The organism is Cryobacterium sp. N22, from assembly GCF_002929555.1.
Classification (GTDB): domain Bacteria; phylum Actinomycetota; class Actinomycetes; order Actinomycetales; family Microbacteriaceae; genus Cryobacterium.
In genome coordinates, this window is sequence record NZ_PJJP01000029.1 from 46419 (window position 1) to 65156 (window position 18738).

Below are 18738 nucleotides of genomic sequence, written 5' to 3' on the forward strand. Positions count from 1 at the left end.
AATCTCCTACTTTGTAATCATTCGATTACAACATTCCTGGCTCCGTTCCCGAAGGGACCTCCCATGACCACCGCTTCTTCCCCGCCGGCCGGCGGTCGCCTGAACCGGGTGCCCGTCTGGCTTGCCGTCGTCGCCGCGTCGCTGCCCATGTTCATGGCCACCCTCGACAACCTCGTGGTCACCAGTGCCCTGCCGGTGATCAACACCGACCTCTCCGCGACCATCGAAGAACTGCAATGGGTGGTGAACGCCTACTCCCTCAGTTTCGCCACGTTCATGTTGATGGCCGTTGCAATCGGCGACCGTTTCGGCCGCCGCTCGGTGTTCCTGGCCGGCATCGCGGTGTTCACCGCCGCTTCAGCGCTGTGTGCGATGAGTGTCGAGCCGTGGATGCTGATCTCAGCCCGTGCGCTCCAGGGTGTGGGTGCCGCCGCGCTGATGCCGCTCTCCCTTACCCTGCTCGTCGGGTCGGTGGCCGACCGCTTCCGGCCCGCGGCCATCGGGATCTGGGGCGGCATCGCCGGTCTCGGCGTGGCCCTCGGCCCGCTCATCGGCGGGGCCGTGGTGGAAGGCTGGAACTGGGAGGCCATCTTCTGGTTGAACGTACCGCTCGGCGTGCTGTCGGTCCCGCTGGCGCTGATCGCGCTGCCCAATAGTTTCGGTGCCCGGCTGCGCGCCGATGTGGTCGGCCTGCTGTTGGCCGGCGGCGGGGTCTTCGGGATCGTCTACGGAATCGTGCGGGGCAACGAGGCCGGCTGGACCAGCACCGAGGTGCTCACGGCGCTCATCGGCGGCGGGGCGCTCCTGCTGGTCTTCGTCTGGTGGGAGGGCCGGGCATCCGCACCGCTGCTGCCGTTGCGGCTGTTTCGAGACCGGAGCTTCACGGTCGCGAACCTGGTGGGGATCACCTTCAGCTTCGGCATCTTCGGGTCGATCTTCATCCTCATCCAATTCCTGCAGATCGTGCAGGGCCACAGCCCGCTCGAAGCCGGTGTGATGACGATGCCGTGGACGCTGGCACCCATGATCGTGGCCCCGCTCACCGGCATGCTCAGCCCGAGAACCGGCACAAGGCTGCCGATCGTGCTGGGGCTGGCCCTGCTCGCGATCGCCATGTTCTGGCTCGCCCTGACAATGTCGGCCGACGTCGAATACGGCGAGCTGGTGGGCGCGTTCATCCTGGCCGGGCTCGGCATGGGGCTGGTCTTCGCGCCGAGTTCCACCGCCGTGCTCGCCAACATGGTGCCCGACGACCATGCCAAGGCGTCCGGCACCAACTCCACCTTCCGCGAGATCGGCGTGGCGCTGGGCGTCGCGGTGCTCACCGCGGTGTTCACCGGCTCCGGCGGCACCCTGACTCCCACCGGGTACGTGGATGCCGCAGTGCCCGCCGTGATGGTCGGCGCCGGGGTGCTCGCCGTCGCGGCCGTGATCGCCCTCGCGCTGCCGTCCGGCCGCCGGGTGGCACAAGCGCCGGCGCCTCTTCCGGCGGACGCCCTCCTCGTGCGCGGGTAGTCCACGTTGCCCGGCCGGGGCTCCTAGGCTGAGTTCATGCGAATTGCTGTGATCGGCGCCGGCGCCCTGGGCGGGACCTTCGCCACCCTGCTCAGTGCGGCGGGCCACGAGGTGACCGTCACCGCGCGCGGAGCCGGACTGGCCGCGATCCGCGAACACGGCATCCGGCTCGAGGGCGGTTTCGGCCCGGCTACGGCGCATCCCACCGCCCTCGAAAGGCTGGTCGAGACGCCCGATCTGGCCCTGGTGTGCACCAAGGCGCAGGATGCCGAGGCCGCGATCGCTGACAACGCCACCGTGCTCGACGGCGCGGCGGTGATCGTGATCCAGAACGGCCTGGACGGCGTCGACACCGCCCGACGGCTGCTGCCCGGCTCTGACTGCTTCGGCGCGCTGTCGATCATCGCCGCCAATTACACCGAACCAGGTCTGGTCACGATCACTACCGTCGCTCCCACCTATCTCGGCCGGGGCTCGGGGCAAGCCGACGCGGCCACCCGGCACTGGCAGGCGGTGCTCGCCGAGGCGGTGCCCTGCCAGGCCATCGACAATTTCGTCGGCGCCCAGTGGACGAAGCTCGTGGTCAACATGCTCAACGCACTGCCCGCGATCACCGGGCTCAGCGTTCAGGCCGTCGTCGCCCACCGGGGCCTGCGCCGGGTGATGACGTTGAGCATGCGCGAGGCCGTGCGGGTGGGCATGCGCCGCGGCATCCGGTTCGGGGCGATGCAGGCGCTCGGCGACCGCCGGCTTCGCGCCTTCTCGTTGCTGCCCGCGTGGGCGGGCCAGGTGCTGCCACTGCGGATGCGCGCCCGCATGGGCAGTGTGCCCAACCTGGGCTCCACTCTGCAGAGCGTCACCCGCGGCCAACGCACCGAGGTGGACCACCTCAACGGCGTCGTGGTGCGTGAGGCCGCCGCCGCCGGCGTTCCGGCCCCGGTGAACAGCCGGCTGACGGCCCTGGTGCACGAGGTGGAGGAACGCGGAACGTTCCTCAGCCCCGACGACGTGCTGGCGCGGTTCAGCAGGAGTCGCTGAACACCCGCTGGGGACGGTGCCGCTCGCTGAGGTCGATCACGGCCGACGCCACCTGACGGGGGCGTTCCTCCTTCTGGTAGAGGTAGTCGGTCTCCGAGGTCGCTTCGCTCTCCAGCAGGATGCGGTAATTCCAGGCGTCCCGCAGCTCACTGCGGTTGATGAACTCACCGTCGATGACCAGGAACGCATCCGCCGGAGCCGTGGTCCAGGTCGGTTCGATCCAGCTGTCCCGGTCGGGGTCGAACACCTGGGTGACGAAGCCGGTGCTGCCGCCGAGCCTGAACGGTTCGAGCAGCACCCGGCGCAGCGCCGAGTAGTCGAAGCCGTGCCGGTAGAAGCGCTCCGGGGAGTCGACGCCGAACCGGCCGATGTCCTCCCTGGACCGCTGGAAGTAGCGCAGCGACGCCCGATAGGTGGGCTTTTCGGCTTCATCGAGCACCGCGGCCAGATCATCGGCGAAAGCCGTGCGAGCCGCGGCGTCGGCGCCGTCAACGGCCACGATCACCCGGCCCCGGCCGTTCAGATTGAGGATCTCGGTCGCGAGGGTACGCAGGTACTCGACGCGGGGTGTGGAAACGAGCTTCATGAATCGAGCCTAGGTTAGAACCGATGAACGTCACAGTCCAGAACGCTGCCCCCGTCGACGGCGCCATGCTCAGCGCAGCACCCGCCGGCCCCGCCCTCAGCCACAGCATCAGTGTCTGGTTCGGCGACAACGCCCGCGACCTGCCCTGGCGTCGTGACGGTTTCAGCGCCTGGGGCACCCTGGTGAGCGAGTTCATGCTGCAACAGACCCCGGTGAACCGGGTCATCCCCCGTCTTGCGGAATGGCTCGAACGCTGGCCGACACCCACCGACCTGGCCTCCGTTCCGCCCGGCGAGGCCGTTCGAGCCTGGGCGAGCCTGGGCTACCCGCGCCGGGCGCTGTGGCTGCACGCCGCTGCAGTGCAAATCACCGAACGGCACGGCGGCATCGTGCCGGAGGACGTGGACGACCTGCTTGCCCTCACCGGGATCGGCGACTACACGGCCAGGGCGGTTGCGGTCTTCGCCTATGGCCACCGGCATCCGGTGGTCGACACCAACACCCGCCGGGTGATCGCCAGGGCCGTGGCCGGGCAGGCCCAACCCGCGCCGCCCAGCCGAACCAGGGACCTCGAATCGATGTCGGCGCTGTTGCCCGCCGAACCCGTCGCGGCGGCGGTGTTCAACGCGGCCATCATGGAGCTGGGCGCCATCGTGTGCACCAGCCGCAGCCCGCGGTGCGAGACCTGCCCGATCCGGGATGCCTGCGCCTGGCGCGCGGCCGGCTACCCGGCCTACACGGGACCGAAGAAGGCCGTGCAGAAGAAGTTCGAGGGCAGCGACCGGCAGGTGCGCGGGCTGATCATGGCCGAACTGCGTGCCACTCACCATCCGGTGACCGACGGTGAGATCGACACCGTGTGGCCGGATGCCGAGCAGCGCGACCGGGCACTGGCCGGACTCCTCGCCGACGGCCTCGCCGTTCTCGTCGAACCCGGGCGGTACGCTCTTTCGCAGGGGTGAAAACCCTGCATTCTCTCCAACAGAAATGGTTTCAATGAAGAACTGGGCCGGCAACGTCGAGTATTCGACGGACGACATCAGGCATCCGGCGACGACCGATGAGGTCGCCCGAATCGTCGCGGCGGTCGCCTCCGCCGCCGGACAGGTCAAGGCCCTGGGCTCCCGTCACTCCTTCTCCACGATCGCCGACAGCGTCGGCACCCTGATCGCCCTCGACCGGCTGGGCATCGAACCGTCGCTCCAGTTCGGTGACGACGGTGCCGCGGTGAGCGTGCGGGTAGGCGCGGGAAGCACCTACGCCCAGGTCGGCGCGTACCTCTCCGAGCATGGCCTCGCCCTGCCGAACCTCGCGTCCCTGCCCCACATCTCGGTCGCCGGCGCCATTCAGACCGGCACCCACGGCTCCGGCGTGCGCAACGGGTCACTGGCGTCCTCGGTCGTGGCGCTGGAGATCGTGCGCGCATCGGGGCAGGTCGAGATCGTGAGTGAACACGACACTGACTTCGCCGCCTCCGTGGTGGGACTGGGCGCGGTCGGCATCGTCACCGCGGTGACCCTGAGGGTGCAGCCGCACTTCCAGATCTCCCAGTACGTGCACGAGGGGCTGCCCTGGACCGCGGCCCTCGCGAACTGGGCCGCCATCATGTCCAGTGGCTACAGCGTCAGCGTGTTCACGACCTTCCAGGGTGAGAACACCCACCAGATCTGGTCCAAGCGCCGGCTCGACGTGGATGGGCCGGAGCTGGACCTCACTGCCCTGGGCGCGACGGAGGCCGCGGTGCCCCTGCATCCGCTGCCCGGCGTCGCCGCCGACAGCGTGACGGCGCAACTGCGCGAACCGGGGCCGTGGAACGAGCGCCTCGCGCATTTCCGGTCCGAGTTCCAGCCCAGTCACGGCGAGGAGATCCAGTCGGAGTACCTGATCCCCGCCGAGCACGCCGTCGCCGCGATCACGGCGCTGCGCGCGATCGGCGACCGGATCGCGCCGCTGCTGCACATCTCCGAGCTCCGCAGCGTGGCCGCAGACACCGCCTGGCTCAGCCCCAGCTACGCCCGCGATTCCCTCGCCATCCACTTCACCTGGAAGCCGCTGCCGGCCGAGATCCTCACGGTGTTGCCGCTGATCGAGCACACCCTGGAGCCCTTCGCGCCCCGCCCGCACTGGGGCAAGGTGTCCACGATGTCGCCTGCCGGGCTGCGCCGGGCCTACCCGCGCCTCGACGATTTCGCCGCCCACCTGCGTCGGGTCGATCCCGACGCACGGTTCCAGAACGCCTACCTGAAACGAGTGCTGCCCCATGACTGACGCCGCCGTCGCATCCGCCACCGACCTCACGGATGCGTCCGTACTGCCGCTCTCGGGCCTGCAGTACACGATCAGTCACGACGGCTACTCGGCCACGATCGCCAGTGTCGGTGCGAGCCTGCGCATACTCACCTGGAACGGCCGCGACCTGGTCGTGCCCTTCGACGCCGACGAGGTGCGTCCCGGCTACCGGGGTGCCGTGCTCGCACCCTGGCCCAACCGGGTGGTCGACGGCAGCTACACCTTCGACGGCGTCGACTACCAGCTGCCGCTCACCGAGCCCAGCCGCTCACACGCCCTGCACGGGCTGGTCTGCTGGACCGACTGGACGCTGCAGGCGCGGTCCGCGGACTCGGTGACCCTGGGCACCACCATCGTGCCCAGTGACGGCTACCCGCACCGCATCGCCCTCCTGGTGACCTACAGCCTCTCCGACGACGGCCTCACCAGCACGGTGACCGCCCAGAACCTCGGCGCCGGCACGGCCCCCTACGGCACCGGCCCGCACCCCTACCTCGTGGCCGGTCCCGGCGTCGTCGACGACTGGACCCTCGAGTTCCCGGCCGCGGCGTATCTCACGGTGACCCCGGACCGGCTCAGCCCCGTGGCCACTGTCCCGGTCGAGACCACGCCGGAGTTCGACTTCCGCGCCCCCCGGCTGATCGGTGACACCTTCATCGACCACGCCTTCGCCGCGATCGCACGCCAGGCGGATGGGTCGGCATCCGTCACCCTCACCAGCCCGGCCGGCACCGGCGTGCGCATGAGCTTCGGCACCGAGTTGCCCTGGCTGCAGGTGCACACCGCCGACCGTCCAGCGCCAGAGCGCAGCCGCATCGGCCTGGCCGTGGAACCGATGACCTGCCCGCCGGACGCCTTCTCCACCGGCGAAGACCTGGTGCTGCTGGCCCCCGCCGCCTCCCACTCGGCAGCCTGGACCATAGCCGCCATCCAGGCCTGACCGGGCCGGCCCGACACAGCAGAAGACCCCGTGGCACCAGCCACGGGGTCTTCCTCTTGTGCTCGGGCTGGTGTGCTCGAGATCAGCGGTACTCGGCAGAACCCTGGTCGAAACGTGAGCCTTCCGGCTTCGACGGCAGCAGGGTGAGGATGAAGAGGATCAGTCCGCCGATGCCGGGCACCAGGGCGATGAGGATGAACAGGGCCGAGAAGTTGCCGTCGTGCAGGCGGCGGGCCGTGAGCGCCAGTCCCGGGATGATCGTGGCCAGCGAGTACACGGTGATTATGAGCACCACCACGATTGCTCCACCGGACGGCGGCGCCACCGTGCCGGCGGCTGACACCGTCGGGGTGCCGCCGGCAACGAGTGCGAGGATACCCAGCACCAAGAGCACCGCGTAGTTCACCAGTGCCCACCACCAGTACTCACTCAGGCTGGCCCGACCGGAGAAGGTGGCGTACTTGCTGAAGAAGCGCTTGACCGCTACCGCGATCGGGGCGCCGTAGTACGGCTGGGAGAGGGGAACGCCCGCGACAGGTGCGGCGGTTTGCTGGGGTACGACCATGACAACTCCTTCAGGATGGGACGATTGCGTCGATCCTAGAAGTAAATGGGCGCGGTCACCGGGGATTTCTTAGAAAGATGCCTGATGTTCCGTTATATGTCACACAGCCGAAACCTCCGGGACCCGAGGGTCGGCCGGAGGCTTCGAACGATGGTGCGCGGAGGACTACAGAGCGTCAGGTTCCGTGGGTGCGGCGTGACGGCCCGTGTGTACGGGGGGCGTCTCCGCCTCGTCCTCTTCGGTGTCGTCGTCATCCTCGTCGTCGTCGTCCTCGGCGTATTCGCGGGGCTTGACGTACGGGTCTTCGTCGCCGGCGTAGACGGCCGTGCGGGCCATCTCGCCTACCTGGGTGTCGCGTTCGCGCGCTTCGCGCAGCAGGTCGTCGATGAGAGCGGCGTTTTCCGGGATGGCGTCGGCGATGAACTCGATCGACGGTGTCAGCCGGGCGGTGATGTTCTTGCCCACCTCGCTGCGCATCATGCCGGTGGCGGCCTTGAGCGCTGCGGCGCTGTCCTTGCGCTCGTCTTCGGAGCCGTAGACCGTGTAGAACACCGAGGCGTGCTGCAGGTCGCCGGTGACCTTGACGTCGGTGATGGTCACGAAGCCGAGCCTCGGGTCGCGGATGCCGCGTTCGAGCCGCTTGGCCACGATGACCTTGATGCGGTCCGCCATCTTTCTAGCGCGTGCCGGATCTACCATGTCGAACTCCTATTGAACCTATAAATTTCGGGGTACTTCTTCACGCTCTTGAGCCCTCCCCCACCATCGTATTGACGGATGGTGTCTCGAGGACTGGGGTCGGAGCTCGATCCCCCCACGGCGTCTAATAGACGCAGGGGAATCGGGGTAGGGGTCCCCGCTCTTCCCTTTTCAGGGGGGATCAAGCGGAGACCCCTTGCCACGAGTAGCTACTAGCTACGCGGCTTTTCCTTCAATTCGATCGTCTCGATCTCATCGCCGATCTGGATGTCGTTGAACTTACCAAGACCGATACCGGCCTCGAAGTCCGTACGCACCTCGGTGACGTCATCCTTGAAGCGACGCAGCGACTCGATGGCCAGGTTGTCGCCCACAACGATGCCGTCGCGGATGACCCGCGCCTTGGCGTTTCGCGTGATCGTTCCCGAACGCACGATGACACCGGCGACGTTTCCGAACTTGGACGAGCTGAAGACCTCGCGGATCTCGGCGATACCACTCTGCACTTCTTCGAACTCGGGCTTGAGCATTCCGGTGAGGGAAGACTCGATGTCCTCGAGCGCGTTGTAGATGACGGAGTAGAAGCGCACGTCCACGCCTTCACGAGCCGCACGTTCGCGCGCCTTCGTGTCGGGGCGAACGTTGAAGCCGATGATGATGGCGTTGTCGACGGTAGCGAGGTTGACGTCGCTCTCCGTGACCGCACCGACACCACGGTGGATGATGCGCAGCTGTACGGAGTCGTCGACCTCGATCTTGAGCAGCGATTCTTCCAGGGCCTCAACGGCACCGGAAACGTCACCCTTGATGATGAGGTTGAGCGATTCGACCTTGCCCTCTTCGAGTGCACGGGTGAAGTCTTCGAGGCTGATGCGCTTGCGGGCCTTGGCCAGCAGTGCGTTCCGCTCTGCGGCTTCGCGCTTCTCGGCGATCTGACGCGCGGTGCGGTCTTCCTCGATGACGAGGAAGGTGTCACCGGCGCGGGGAACGCTCGAGAGGCCCTGCACCTGGACGGCACGGGACGGCGTGGCGGCGAGAACGGCGTTGCCGTTTTCGTCGGCCATCGCACGAACGCGGCCGTAGGCGGTGCCGGCGACGATCGAGTCGCCGACGTGCAGCGTTCCGGACTGGATGAGCACCGTGGCGACTGCACCGCGGCCCTTGTCGAGCTTGGCCTCAATGGCCACACCGCGAGCATCCTTGTTCGGCTTGGCGCGCATGTCGAGTCCGGCGTCTGCGGTGAGCAGGACGGCGTCGAGGATTTCCTGGATGCCGATCTTGTTCTTCGCCGACACGTCGACGAACATGACGTCTCCGCCGTACTCTTCGGCGACGAGACCGAATTCGGTGAGCTGCTGGCGCACCTTCTGCGGGTTCGCACCGGCCTTGTCGATCTTGTTCACTGCGACCACGATCGGCACGTTGGCGGCCTGCGCGTGGTTGAGCGCCTCAATCGTCTGCGGCATGATGCCGTCATCGGCGGCGACCACGAGGATCGCGATGTCGGTGACCTGCGCACCACGAGCACGCATGGCGGTGAACGCCTCGTGACCGGGGGTGTCGATGAAGGTGATGGCGCGTTCGATGCCCTCGTGCTCGGTGACGACCTGGTAGGCACCGATGTGCTGGGTGATGCCACCGGCTTCACCGGCAGCGACCTTGGCGTTACGGATGGCGTCGAGCAGCGCGGTCTTACCGTGGTCGACGTGACCCATGACGGTGACGACGGGAGGACGAACTACGAGCTCTTCGTCGGTCTCGTCGGCCAGCTCCTGGTCGATGTCGATATCGAAGGCGAGCAGCAGCTCGCGGTCTTCGTCGTCGGGCGAGACCATCTGGATCTTGTAACCCAGCTCGCTGCCCAGCACGTCGAAGGTGGCCTCGTCGAGCGACTCGGTCGCCGTTGCCATCTCACCGAGGTGGAACAGCACGGTGACCAGGTTGCCCGGGCTCGCGTCGATCTTGTCGGCAAAGTCGGTGATCGAGGCACCGCGGCGCAGACGCACCACGGTTCCGCCATCGCCACGGGGGACGCTGACGCCACCCAGCGACGGAGCCTCGCGCAGCTCGAACTCGGCCCTCTTCGTCCGCTTCGACTTGCGTGCCTTGTTCTTGCCGCCTCCGCGACCGAACGCACCAGCGGTTCCACCGCCGGGACCACGGCCACGACCACCGGCGCCGCCGCCACCGGCGGGGCGGGGCGGGCCGAAGCCGGGGGCACCGGCAGGTGCACCGGGGCGGGTGAAGCCGGGGCGTGCGCCACCGGCGCCGCCCGGAGCGCCACCGGGACGCTGGAAGCCACCCGGACGCTGGCCGAAGCCGGTCGGGCGGGGTGCCTGTCCGGGTCCGCCCGGACGCGGAGCGCCGGGACGGGGTGCGGCGGGGCGGGGGATGTTGCTGGGCGAGGACGTGGACGGCGGACGCTGTCCCATACCCTGCGCGCTCGCGAACGGGTTGTTGCCCGGACGCGGGGTGGGGGTCTTGCCCATGCCCTGGTTGCTGGCGAACGGGTTGTTACCCGGACGTGCTCCCGGACGCGGGACGGTTCCACCGGGCTTGGCGGCGGCGGGCTTGTCGCCGTCGGCCGGAGCGGCCGGTGCGGCGGCCTCGGGGGTCACGTCGGTGCCGGCGACCTCGGTTGCGGCGGCCTTCTCGGTCGCTGCAGCCTTCTCGGCTGCGGCGGCCTTCTCGGTCGCTGCGGCCTGGCGCTCTGCCACGGTGAGCGGCGCGGCGGGCATCGGCGGTGCATCCGCTGCCGGGGCCTCGACGACAGGTGCGGGCACCGGTGCGGCGGGACGTGCCGGGGAGGGACGTGCGCCACCGGGCTTGGCCGTGGTGGTCGACGCGGGCTTTGCGGCGGCGGCCGGGGCCGCCGGTGCGGCAGCGGCGCCGCCGGTGGCGACTCCGTCGGCCTCGAGTGCTGCACGCAGACGGCGTGCAACGGGGGGTTCAACGCTGGAAGACGGTCCCTTGACGAACTCGCCCATCTCTTTCAATTTCGCAAGGGCTACCTTGCTGTCGACACCGAGTTCAGTTGCGATCTCGTGTACGCGTGGTTTCGCAGCCACAATTCTCCTGTTCCGGGCCTGCACCCGGAAAGGGGCAGACCGTTAGTAACGGACGGTTCTCATTTCGAGCCGCTCATTAGTTATCCATTAGCCAAGTCAGCCTGTTCTCTAGTTGTTTTGCGTCCAGGGGGCTGGTCACCCGAAGGGCACGCCCGAAAGCGCGTCGCCTCACGGCCTCCTGGAAGCACGCGATGGTGGGATGAATCCACGCGCCTCGCCCAGGGAGTGTGGCGGTTTCATCAACCACCAGGTCCGAATTCTGGGCGACGATCCTCAGAAGTGAGGAGCGTGAGGCGCGGGAACGGCATCCAATGCACGTTCTAACGGGATCCATCGTACCCCCTATTCGTCGTCCTCCAGAATGCTGTCCGGCTGGATGTCGATTTTGGCGCCGGTCAGTTTGGCGGCGAGGCGGGCGTTCTGGCCCTCCTTGCCGATCGCGAGCGACAGCTGGTAGTCGGGCACGAGGGCCCGGACCGCCTTGATCGACTCGTCGATGACGTAGGCGCTGGTGACCTTGGCGGGCGACAGCGCGCTGGCCACGAAGGTGGCCAGGTCCGGCGAGTAGTCGACGATGTCGATCTTCTCGTTGTTGAGCTCCGAGGTCACCGCGCGCACGCGCTGGCCGAGCTCGCCGATGCAGGCACCCTTGGCGTTGACGCCGGGCTCGGTGGCGCGCACGGCGATCTTGGTGCGGTGGCCGGCCTCGCGGGCCAGTGACACGATCTCCACGACACCGCTGGCGATCTCGGGGACCTCCAGCGCGAACAACCGGCGCACGAGCGACGGGTGTGTGCGGGAGACCGTGATCTGCGGGCCCTTCATGCCACGCCCGACGGCCGTGACGTACACCCGGATGCGCGAACCGTGCACGTAGCTTTCGCCGGGCACCTGCTCCTCGGGAGGAAGGATCGCCTCGATGGTGCCGAGGTCGACGTGGATCATGCGGGGGTTGGGTCCCTGCTGGATCACGCCGGCGACGATCTCGCCTTCGCGGCCCTTGAACTCGCCGAGCACCGCGTCATCCGCGATGTCGCGCAGACGCTGGTTGATGACCTGCTTGGCCGCGAATGCGGCAATGCGACCGAAGTCGTCGGGGTTGTCAACGGCTTCGCCGATGATGTTGCCCTCTTCGTCGTGCTCAGGAATGTAAATGTCGACGTGACCGGACTTGCGGTCGAGTACGACGCGAGCTCCGGGTTCTTCTTCCGCAGCCTGCTTCAGCGGCTCACCCTGGTGGGTGTGCTTGAGGTAGGCCGTCAGAATTGCTTGCTCGATGATCTGCACGAGTTCCTCGAAGGGAATCTCTTTCTCGCGCTCCATCAGCCGCAACACGCTGAGGTCGATGTCCATGGCCGGCCTCCTCTATTCAGATCTTGCCGCCGCGAAACCGCGCAGCGGGCTTCTCCCTACGGTACCGGAATCCCGGCACGCCCGTCACCCGCCCGGCGGCGCCCAGGGGACTCACCGACCGCGTTCTGGTGGTGTCAGCAGCCCGCGCGGTTACGATATTGCGATGAATACTCGATCCAATGCAGAGTCCGGCGCCCGTTCGGCCGGTCGTGCCGCGCAGAGCGCCGGCGACAACCCGCATCTGAAGACCCTGGCCAAGGCCGGTTACGCGGTCAACGGACTGCTGCACGGCCTGATCGGTGCCATCGCGATCGGCCTGGCGATCGGCGCCGGCGGGGAGAGCGCGGATCAGTCCGGGGCTCTGGGCCAGCTCGCCCAGTCCCCCGGCGGCGTGTTCGTCATCTGGATCATCGTGGTCGGTCTGGCGGCCCTGGGACTCTGGCAGATCCTGCAGGCGTTCCTGGTGCCGGGCAACGATCCGAAGAAGGTCTGGGCGCACCGGCTCAAGGAGATCGGCAAGGGCGTGGCGTACCTGTTCGTGGCCGGCACGGCCCTGACGGTCGCGCTGACGGGGTCGGCGGACTCGTCGGGGAGCACGGCGTCGGCCAGCGCATCCGTGCTCGCTCTGCCCGGCGGTCCGGTGCTGCTCATGATCGCCGGGCTCGCCGTTCTGGTGATCGGCGGGTACTTCGTCTACAAGGGTGTCGCGCGCACGTTCACCGAGGACCTGGCCGTACCCGCAGGCACCCTGGGCACTGTCACGGTGGGCCTCGGCGTCGCCGGGTACATCGCCAAGGGCGTCGCCGTGGGTGTCGTGGGCATCCTGGTGATCGTGGCCGGTTTCACGGTCGACCCGAGCCAGTCGACCGGTCTCGACGGTGCGCTGCGCTCACTGGCCGCCCTGCCGTTCGGTGTGGCCATCCTGGTGCTGGTCGGCCTGGGCCTGATCGCCTACGGCGTCTACTGCTTCTTCCGCGCCCGGTTCGCCCGGCTCTAGCCACACCGGCACGCGAAAGCGGTCGTACGGTTGCTTCAGCGTTGCTGAGGCAACCGAACGACCGCTTTCGTGAGTGCTGGGTTAGGCGAAGTGGGCGGCCAGCTCCGTGACGGCCACCTGGGTGCGCTCGCCCGAGCGGCGGTCCCACAGCTCCACGATGCCGTCGGCCGCGCCGCGGCCAACGATCACGATGGTGGGGATGCCGATCAGTTCGGCGTCGCCGAACTTGACGCCGGGCGACACCTTGCGGCGGTCGTCGTAGAGCACGTCGCGGCCGGAGGCCTCGACCATCGCGGTCACGGCCTCGCTGGTCTCGAAGACGATCTCGTCGCGGCCGGTGGCGATCACGTGCACGTCGAACGGTGCCACGGCCTCGGGCCAGATCAGGCCCTTCGCGTCGTTGTTGAGTTCGGCGATCACGGCAAGCGCCCGGGTGACGCCGATGCCGTATGAACCCATGGTGACCGTGACGAGCTTGCCGTTCTCGTCGAGAACCTTGAGCCCCAGCGACTCGGCGTACTTGCGGCCGAGCTGGAACACGTGGCCGATCTCCATGCCGCGGGCCAGCTCCACCGGGCCGGAGCCGTCGGGGGCGGGGTCGCCGGCACGCACATCCGCGGCCTCGACGGTGCCGTCAGCGATGAAGTCACGGCCGGCGACAAGACCGAACACGTGGCGGCCTGCCTCGTTGGCGCCGGTGATCCACTCGGTGCCGTCGACGATGCGCGGGTCGACGAGGAAGCGGATGCCGGTGGCCGATTCGGCGCCCAGCATTGCGCCGGTGGCGGCCCACGGGCCGATGTAGCCCTTGACCAGGCCGGGGCGGCCGGGGATCTTGGCGAGCTTGGCGAAGTCGCCGTCGTTGGCGGCCTCGACCTCGGCGGGGGCAAAGGCCACCTCAACGCGCTTGAGGTCCACCTCGCGGTCGCCGGGCAGACCGATGACCACGATCTCGCGGCTGCCATCGGGCTGCACGAGGGCGAGTACGACGTTCTTGAGGGTGTCCGCGGCGGTCCAGTCGCGGCCGTCCGGGCGCGGCTGGCTGGCGTTGGCCGAATCGACGAGGGTCTGGATGGTGGGGGTGTCCGGGGTGTCGTGCACCTGGGCGGCGGGGAAGCCCGCGAAGTCGATGGCCTCGGGCGCCAGCGTGCGGAACGCCTCGACGTTGGCCGCGTAGCCGCCGGCAGAGCGCACGAAGGTGTCTTCGCCGACCGGGGTGGGGTGCAGGAACTCTTCGCTCTTGGAGCCGCCCATGGCGCCGGCATCCGCCTGCACCACGACGTATTCGAGGCCGAGGCGGGTGAAGATGCGCTCGTAGGCGTCGCGTTGGGCCTGGTAGCTGGTCTCGAGGCCGGCGTCGGTGTGGTCGAAGGAGTAGGCGTCCTTCATGGTGAACTCGCGGCCGCGCAGCAGGCCTCCGCGGGAGCGGGCCTCGTCGCGGTACTTGTCCTGGATCTGGAAGACCGACAGGGGCAGGTCTTTGTAGCTGTTGTAGAGGTCCTTCACCATCAGGGTGAAGACCTCTTCGTGGGTGGGGGCCAGCAGCAGGTCACTGCCCTTCCGGTCCTGCAGGCGGAACAGGCCGTCGCCGTACTCGTCCCAGCGGCCGGTGATCTCGTAGGGCTCGCGCGGCAGCAGGGCCGGGAAGTGCACCTCGAAGGCGCCGGCAGCGGCCATCTCTTCGCGGATGATGGTCTCGATCTTCGCCTTGACCTTGAGGCCCAGCGGCAGCCAGGCGAAGATGCCCGGCGCCTGACGGCGGATGTAACCGGCCCGCACAAGCAGTCGGTGGCTGGTGACCTCTGCATCAGAGGGGTCTTCGCGAAGGGTCCGGAGGAAGTAGTTCGACATACGAATAGGCACGCACCTCATCCTAGTGAGCGTGGAAATGGCCACGGGACGGCGCGGCGTATGGTACCACCCTCACCGAACTATTCGCCCCTCTCCCAAACGAGGGTATGCAAGAGCGGAAAACCCTTCTACGTTCCACACCGTAGGAAAGCCCCCGCGTGCAGCAAGCCCGAGAGCTACGCGGTGAGCATCCCGATTACCCAGGGAGGACCACACCCATGCAGACCTTTCCACGCCACACATTTGCCTGCGCCGCAGCGGCTTACCCGCTGGTCACAGAAGGGCGCCTCCGGTGACGCGCATCGAGGAGGGCATCGCCGTAGCTGAACAGTCGACCTTCGGCAGGGACGGCGCGATGTTCGAGGGCCTGCTCGGCTTCGTGGCTCAGCTGAGCGTTGCCCTGTGGAGCCTGGTGATCCTCACGGCGGTCATCCGTTTCGTCGGCATGCGGATCTACCGGCACGCCGCCGCCCGCAAGGCTCTCGCCGAGACCGAGGCCGCCCGGCGCGCCGCCGTCCCTGCCCCCGTCGCCGTGTCCGCGAGGGTGCCGCTGGACGCGCCTCGCACCCGGCGCGCTGAGCCTCTGCCCGCCGCACGCACGCCCGCCGCGCGCACGCGCGCCGCGCATTCCGCGCACGCGCCCGCGCTCACCGCCGATTCCGTGGAGGCGTGAGCATGGACATCCCACTCATGATCTTCTGGCTGTTCGCCGCCGTCAGCATCCTCTATGTCGTGCACTTCGGCCTGTACCTGGTGGGCGCCAACTTCTACGACGTCTGGCAGCAGCGGCGGCAGGCGATGTGGGGCGTCCGGTTCCCCGCCGAGTACGAGGCGGAATGCGCGGCCACGGCCACCTGGACCAGTCGCGCCCTGCCCGAGGTGCCCGGGCTGGTCTCCATCGTCATCGCCGCCCACAACGAGGAAGCGGTGATCGTCCAGACGCTCGATTCCATCCGGCGCAGCACCTACCGTTCCATCGAGGTTCTCGTCGCGGACGACGCGTCCACCGACCTCACCGGTCGGTTTGTGCGCGACTACCAGGTGCGTCACCCCGAGATGGACCTGCGCGTTGTGCGGATGCGCAAGAACGTCGGCAAGGGCGTGGCGCTCAACTCTGCGCTTCGACGGCACGGGCGCGGTCAGTACGTCATGACGCTCGACGCCGACTCGATCCTTGAGCCGGACGCCATCAGCAACGCGCTGTCCTACTTCGACGACCCGTACGTGGCCGGTGTCGCCGCAAACGTGCAGATCCTGGCGGACACCACGGCGCTCGGCCTGCTGCAGCGATTCGAGCACATGATCGGATACCGCTCGAAGAAGCTCTACTCACTGCTGAACTGCGAGTTCGTGGTGGGTGGGGTCGCTTCCACCTATCGGATGCGCGTGCTCCGCAAGGTCGACTTCTACGACACTGACACCCTGACCGAGGACATCGGCCTGAGCATGAAGATCACCAGCCTGGGCAACCGGCGCTTCCGCATGGTCTATGGCGCTGACGTGGTTGCGAAGACCGAGGGCGTGCTCACGCTCCCCGCCTTGGCCAAGCAGCGTTTCCGTTGGAAGTACGGCAGCCTCCAGAACCTCATCAAGTACCGCGCCATGATGCTCAACCCGAGCCGCCGGTACACCGGCACGCTCACCTACTACCGGATGCCGATGGCGATGCTCAGCGAGTTCACGCTGCTTGTGTCGCCTCTGGCCTGGACGTACGCGGTCTACTGGTCGCTGGCCACGCAGACGCCCGCCCTGATACTCGGTGCGTACGCCACCATAACCGTCTACACACTGCTGACCATCTGGATGGATGAAAACCTGACCGTGCGTGAACGCGCTCGGCTGTCCATCTACGCGCCGACGGCGTACCTGCTGTTCTACATCATGGACCTGGTGCAACTGACGGCGGCGCTCCGCTGCATCACGCGCATGGGCGGCCTCTTCCGGCGTCCCGAGGTCAACACCTGGAAGTCACCGCAGCGGGCCGGGAGCACTGTGGCGGTGGCTCGTGGCGCATAGGCAAAGGCGGGGTCTCCGCGTGCTGCTGAATCCGCTCGTGCTCAGCCTGGTGGTGGTCGTCACGGTCACCACCGGGTGGCTGTTGTACACCGGTGGGACGAGCAGCATCACGCAGGCGCGGCCCGGCGCAAATCTGCTCCCTGCGCTCGATCCGACTGTGGCGGGGGCTCCGGCGGCGATGTCGGGACCTTCGGCGTCCTCCGCCGGCTCCGTGGGCGGCTGGAACGTCAGTCACAGCGGGGACGCCCGGGCGTCGCTGGAGCTGGTCGACGGGAAGTTGGACGACAGTGCGCTGAAGGTCGACATCACCGGGTACGCCTCGGGCGATGTCACGCTGACGACCCCGCGGGTGGAGGTGGAGCCTGGCGAGACCTACCTGTTCAAGACGTTCGCCACCACCGACGCGAAATTCACGCTGCTGGCCCGCCATCACCACGCCGACGGCAGCGCAACTCTGGAGCAGCTGCCGAGCCCTCTCGAACGGCCGGGCAATTCGGCGTTCACGGTGAGCGACGCGTTCGACAGCGGAGACACGACGACCGCGGTTGAGTACGTCTTCAAGCTCGCATCGACGGGCACCCTCCGCGTCGAGGGCGCATACCTCGAAGCGGCGCACGACGTCAGTCTGCGGCCCGCCGCGACGACGGGCCCCAACCTCGTCCCCAACGCCGAGCTCGCCGGTGCACAGCCTGATGCGCCGGACTCGTGGTCGCCATACACCTACGGGGTGTCGACCGTGGAGTCCGGGCGCGGCGAGGACGAGGACGGCCGCTTCCTCTGGACCCGCACCGCGGCCTACGAGAGCGGCGAGGCGAAGTGGGAGTACGAGCCGGTCCCGGTGACCACCGACCAATCGTTCGAGTTCGGCGCGACGTACCAGTCCGATCGCGAGGTGGACGTGGTGGCGGAGTTTGTGCTCGCGAACGGTGGGCGCGAGTTCCACAACCTGGTGACGGTACAGCCGGCGGGCGAGTGGACGACGGTCAGGGAGACGTTCCAGGCTCCCGTTGGGGCGCAGACGGCCATGGTCACCCTGGTGTCGCACGGGGACGGCACCACCGGCATTCGCGACTATTCGCTGACCGACGTCACCAAGCCAGGTGCCCTCCGTTGGGACCAGCCCATGGTCTCGATCACGTTCGACGACGGCTGGCAGTCGGTATACGACCGCGCTTTGCCGCTGCTGGACGAGCACGACTTCCTGACCACCCAATACGTCAACGCCAGCTCTATCGAGACGCCGAACTACCTGACGGCAGCCGAGGTGCAGCGGATGCACGAGGACGGACATGAGTTCGCGGCCCACAGCTACGAACACGTCGATCTCACCTCGATCAGCGCCGACCGGGTGCACGAGGAGATGCGCAAGAGCGAGGAGGCGCTGGCGACTGCCGGCCTCGACACCGACAACCTGGCGCCCCCGTTCGGGCGGTCCGACCCCCAGGTCGACTGGTACGCGAGCAAGTACTTCGACATCGTACGAGGCACGGACCAGGACATCAACACCCGGCAGAACCTGAAACCGCACGATCTGAAGGTCTTCTACGTGACCGACGAGACCACGCAGGAGACCCTGGCCAAAGCACTCGCCGAGACATCCCGGGTGAACGGCTGGCTCATTTTCGTCTACCACCAGATCGCGACACCCGAGTCGACCGGCACCCAGGAGAACGACATCGTGGCGGTCCAGAGCACCATCACCAGCGACGTCCTCGCCGCCCAGTTGCAGCTCATCGACGACAGCGGCATCGAAGTCCAACCGGTCGCTCAGGCGTTCGAGCAGCTGCAAGGCCCGTCAGTCCCCGAAGAGAACGGATGAAC

The 18738-nt window shown here is 67.9% G+C and carries 16 protein-coding genes; 9 read left to right on the top strand and 7 right to left on the bottom strand.

Features of this window, described 5'->3' with window-relative positions; genetic code table 11:
- Positions 1–63 precede the first annotated feature (63 nt).
- Together CXY76_RS05815 and CXY76_RS05820 are read left to right on the top strand one after the other, a co-directional pair.
- Entirely contained in the window at positions 64–1515 is a 1452-nt protein-coding gene (locus CXY76_RS05815; protein WP_104163297.1) for a DHA2 family efflux MFS transporter permease subunit, read from the top strand.
- 36 nt (positions 1516–1551) lie between these two features.
- On the top strand, positions 1552–2553 hold the full coding sequence (locus CXY76_RS05820) for a ketopantoate reductase family protein (RefSeq protein WP_104163298.1): 1002 nt from the start codon (positions 1552–1554) through the stop codon (positions 2551–2553).
- Here the strand turns inward: CXY76_RS05820 and CXY76_RS05825 are convergent.
- The gene (locus CXY76_RS05825; RefSeq protein ID WP_104163299.1) at positions 2537–3139 is read right to left on the bottom strand and encodes a hypothetical protein; all 603 of its coding nucleotides are present in this window, start codon (positions 3137–3139) and stop codon (positions 2537–2539) included. The genes CXY76_RS05820 and CXY76_RS05825 overlap by 17 nt on opposite strands.
- A 65-nt stretch (positions 3140–3204) precedes the next feature.
- On the opposite strand from CXY76_RS05825, the gene CXY76_RS05830 reads away from it, so the two are divergent.
- The 3 genes from CXY76_RS05830 to CXY76_RS05840 are packed head-to-tail and all read left to right on the top strand — an operon-like array spanning position 3205 to position 6368.
- The gene (locus CXY76_RS05830) at positions 3205–4101 is read left to right on the top strand and encodes an A/G-specific adenine glycosylase (RefSeq protein ID WP_104163358.1); all 897 of its coding nucleotides are present in this window, start codon (positions 3205–3207) and stop codon (positions 4099–4101) included.
- Positions 4102–4135: 34 nt separating this feature from the next.
- Positions 4136–5407, top strand: coding sequence for a D-arabinono-1,4-lactone oxidase (locus tag CXY76_RS05835; RefSeq protein WP_104163300.1), 1272 nt, complete (start codon positions 4136–4138; stop codon positions 5405–5407).
- Positions 5400–6368 carry an aldose 1-epimerase family protein gene (locus tag CXY76_RS05840; protein ID WP_104163301.1) on the top strand — a complete coding sequence of 323 codons (969 nt, stop codon included), beginning with the start codon at positions 5400–5402 and terminating at the stop codon, positions 6366–6368. Before CXY76_RS05835 ends, CXY76_RS05840 begins: the two co-directional genes overlap by 8 nt.
- A gap of 82 nt (positions 6369–6450) precedes the next feature.
- On the opposite strand, the gene CXY76_RS05845 is transcribed toward CXY76_RS05840, so the two are convergent.
- The 5 genes from CXY76_RS05845 to nusA form a co-directional block, all read right to left on the bottom strand.
- Positions 6451–6933 (bottom strand): DUF805 domain-containing protein, encoded by a 483-nt coding sequence (locus CXY76_RS05845; RefSeq protein ID WP_104163302.1) that lies wholly within the window; start codon positions 6931–6933, stop codon positions 6451–6453.
- Between the two features lie 165 nt (positions 6934–7098).
- On the bottom strand, positions 7099–7632 hold the full coding sequence (gene rbfA / locus CXY76_RS05850) for a 30S ribosome-binding factor RbfA (protein ID WP_104163303.1): 534 nt from the start codon (positions 7630–7632) through the stop codon (positions 7099–7101).
- 212 nt (positions 7633–7844) lie between these two features.
- The gene (infB, locus tag CXY76_RS05855) at positions 7845–10700 is read right to left on the bottom strand and encodes a translation initiation factor IF-2 (protein ID WP_104163304.1); all 2856 of its coding nucleotides are present in this window, start codon (positions 10698–10700) and stop codon (positions 7845–7847) included.
- Between the two features lie 76 nt (positions 10701–10776).
- Entirely contained in the window at positions 10777–11034 is a 258-nt protein-coding gene (locus CXY76_RS05860; RefSeq protein WP_088455501.1) for a YlxR family protein, read from the bottom strand.
- An 8-nt stretch (positions 11035–11042) separates the two neighbouring features.
- Positions 11043–12053 (bottom strand): transcription termination factor NusA, encoded by a 1011-nt coding sequence (gene nusA, locus CXY76_RS05865; protein ID WP_088455500.1) that lies wholly within the window; start codon positions 12051–12053, stop codon positions 11043–11045.
- 163 nt (positions 12054–12216) lie between these two features.
- On the opposite strand from nusA, the gene CXY76_RS05870 reads away from it, so the two are divergent.
- Entirely contained in the window at positions 12217–13050 is an 834-nt protein-coding gene (locus CXY76_RS05870) for a DUF1206 domain-containing protein (RefSeq protein ID WP_104163305.1), read from the top strand.
- Positions 13051–13131: 81 nt separating this feature from the next.
- Here CXY76_RS05870 and CXY76_RS05875 read toward each other — a convergent pair whose 3' ends face one another.
- Positions 13132–14922 carry a proline--tRNA ligase gene (locus CXY76_RS05875; protein ID WP_369826078.1) on the bottom strand — a complete coding sequence of 597 codons (1791 nt, stop codon included), beginning with the start codon at positions 14920–14922 and terminating at the stop codon, positions 13132–13134.
- 271 nt (positions 14923–15193) lie between these two features.
- On the opposite strand from CXY76_RS05875, the gene CXY76_RS05880 reads away from it, so the two are divergent.
- The 3 genes from CXY76_RS05880 to CXY76_RS05890 are packed head-to-tail and all read left to right on the top strand — an operon-like array spanning position 15194 to position 18736.
- The gene (locus tag CXY76_RS05880) at positions 15194–15574 is read left to right on the top strand and encodes a hypothetical protein (RefSeq protein WP_104163307.1); all 381 of its coding nucleotides are present in this window, start codon (positions 15194–15196) and stop codon (positions 15572–15574) included.
- Between the two features lie 2 nt (positions 15575–15576).
- A complete protein-coding gene (locus CXY76_RS05885) occupies positions 15577–16917 on the top strand; it encodes a glycosyltransferase (protein WP_104163308.1) in 1341 nt (446 codons plus the stop codon).
- Between the two features lie 19 nt (positions 16918–16936).
- Entirely contained in the window at positions 16937–18736 is a 1800-nt protein-coding gene (locus CXY76_RS05890) for a polysaccharide deacetylase family protein (RefSeq protein ID WP_104163309.1), read from the top strand.
- Positions 18737–18738: the final 2 nt, after the last annotated feature.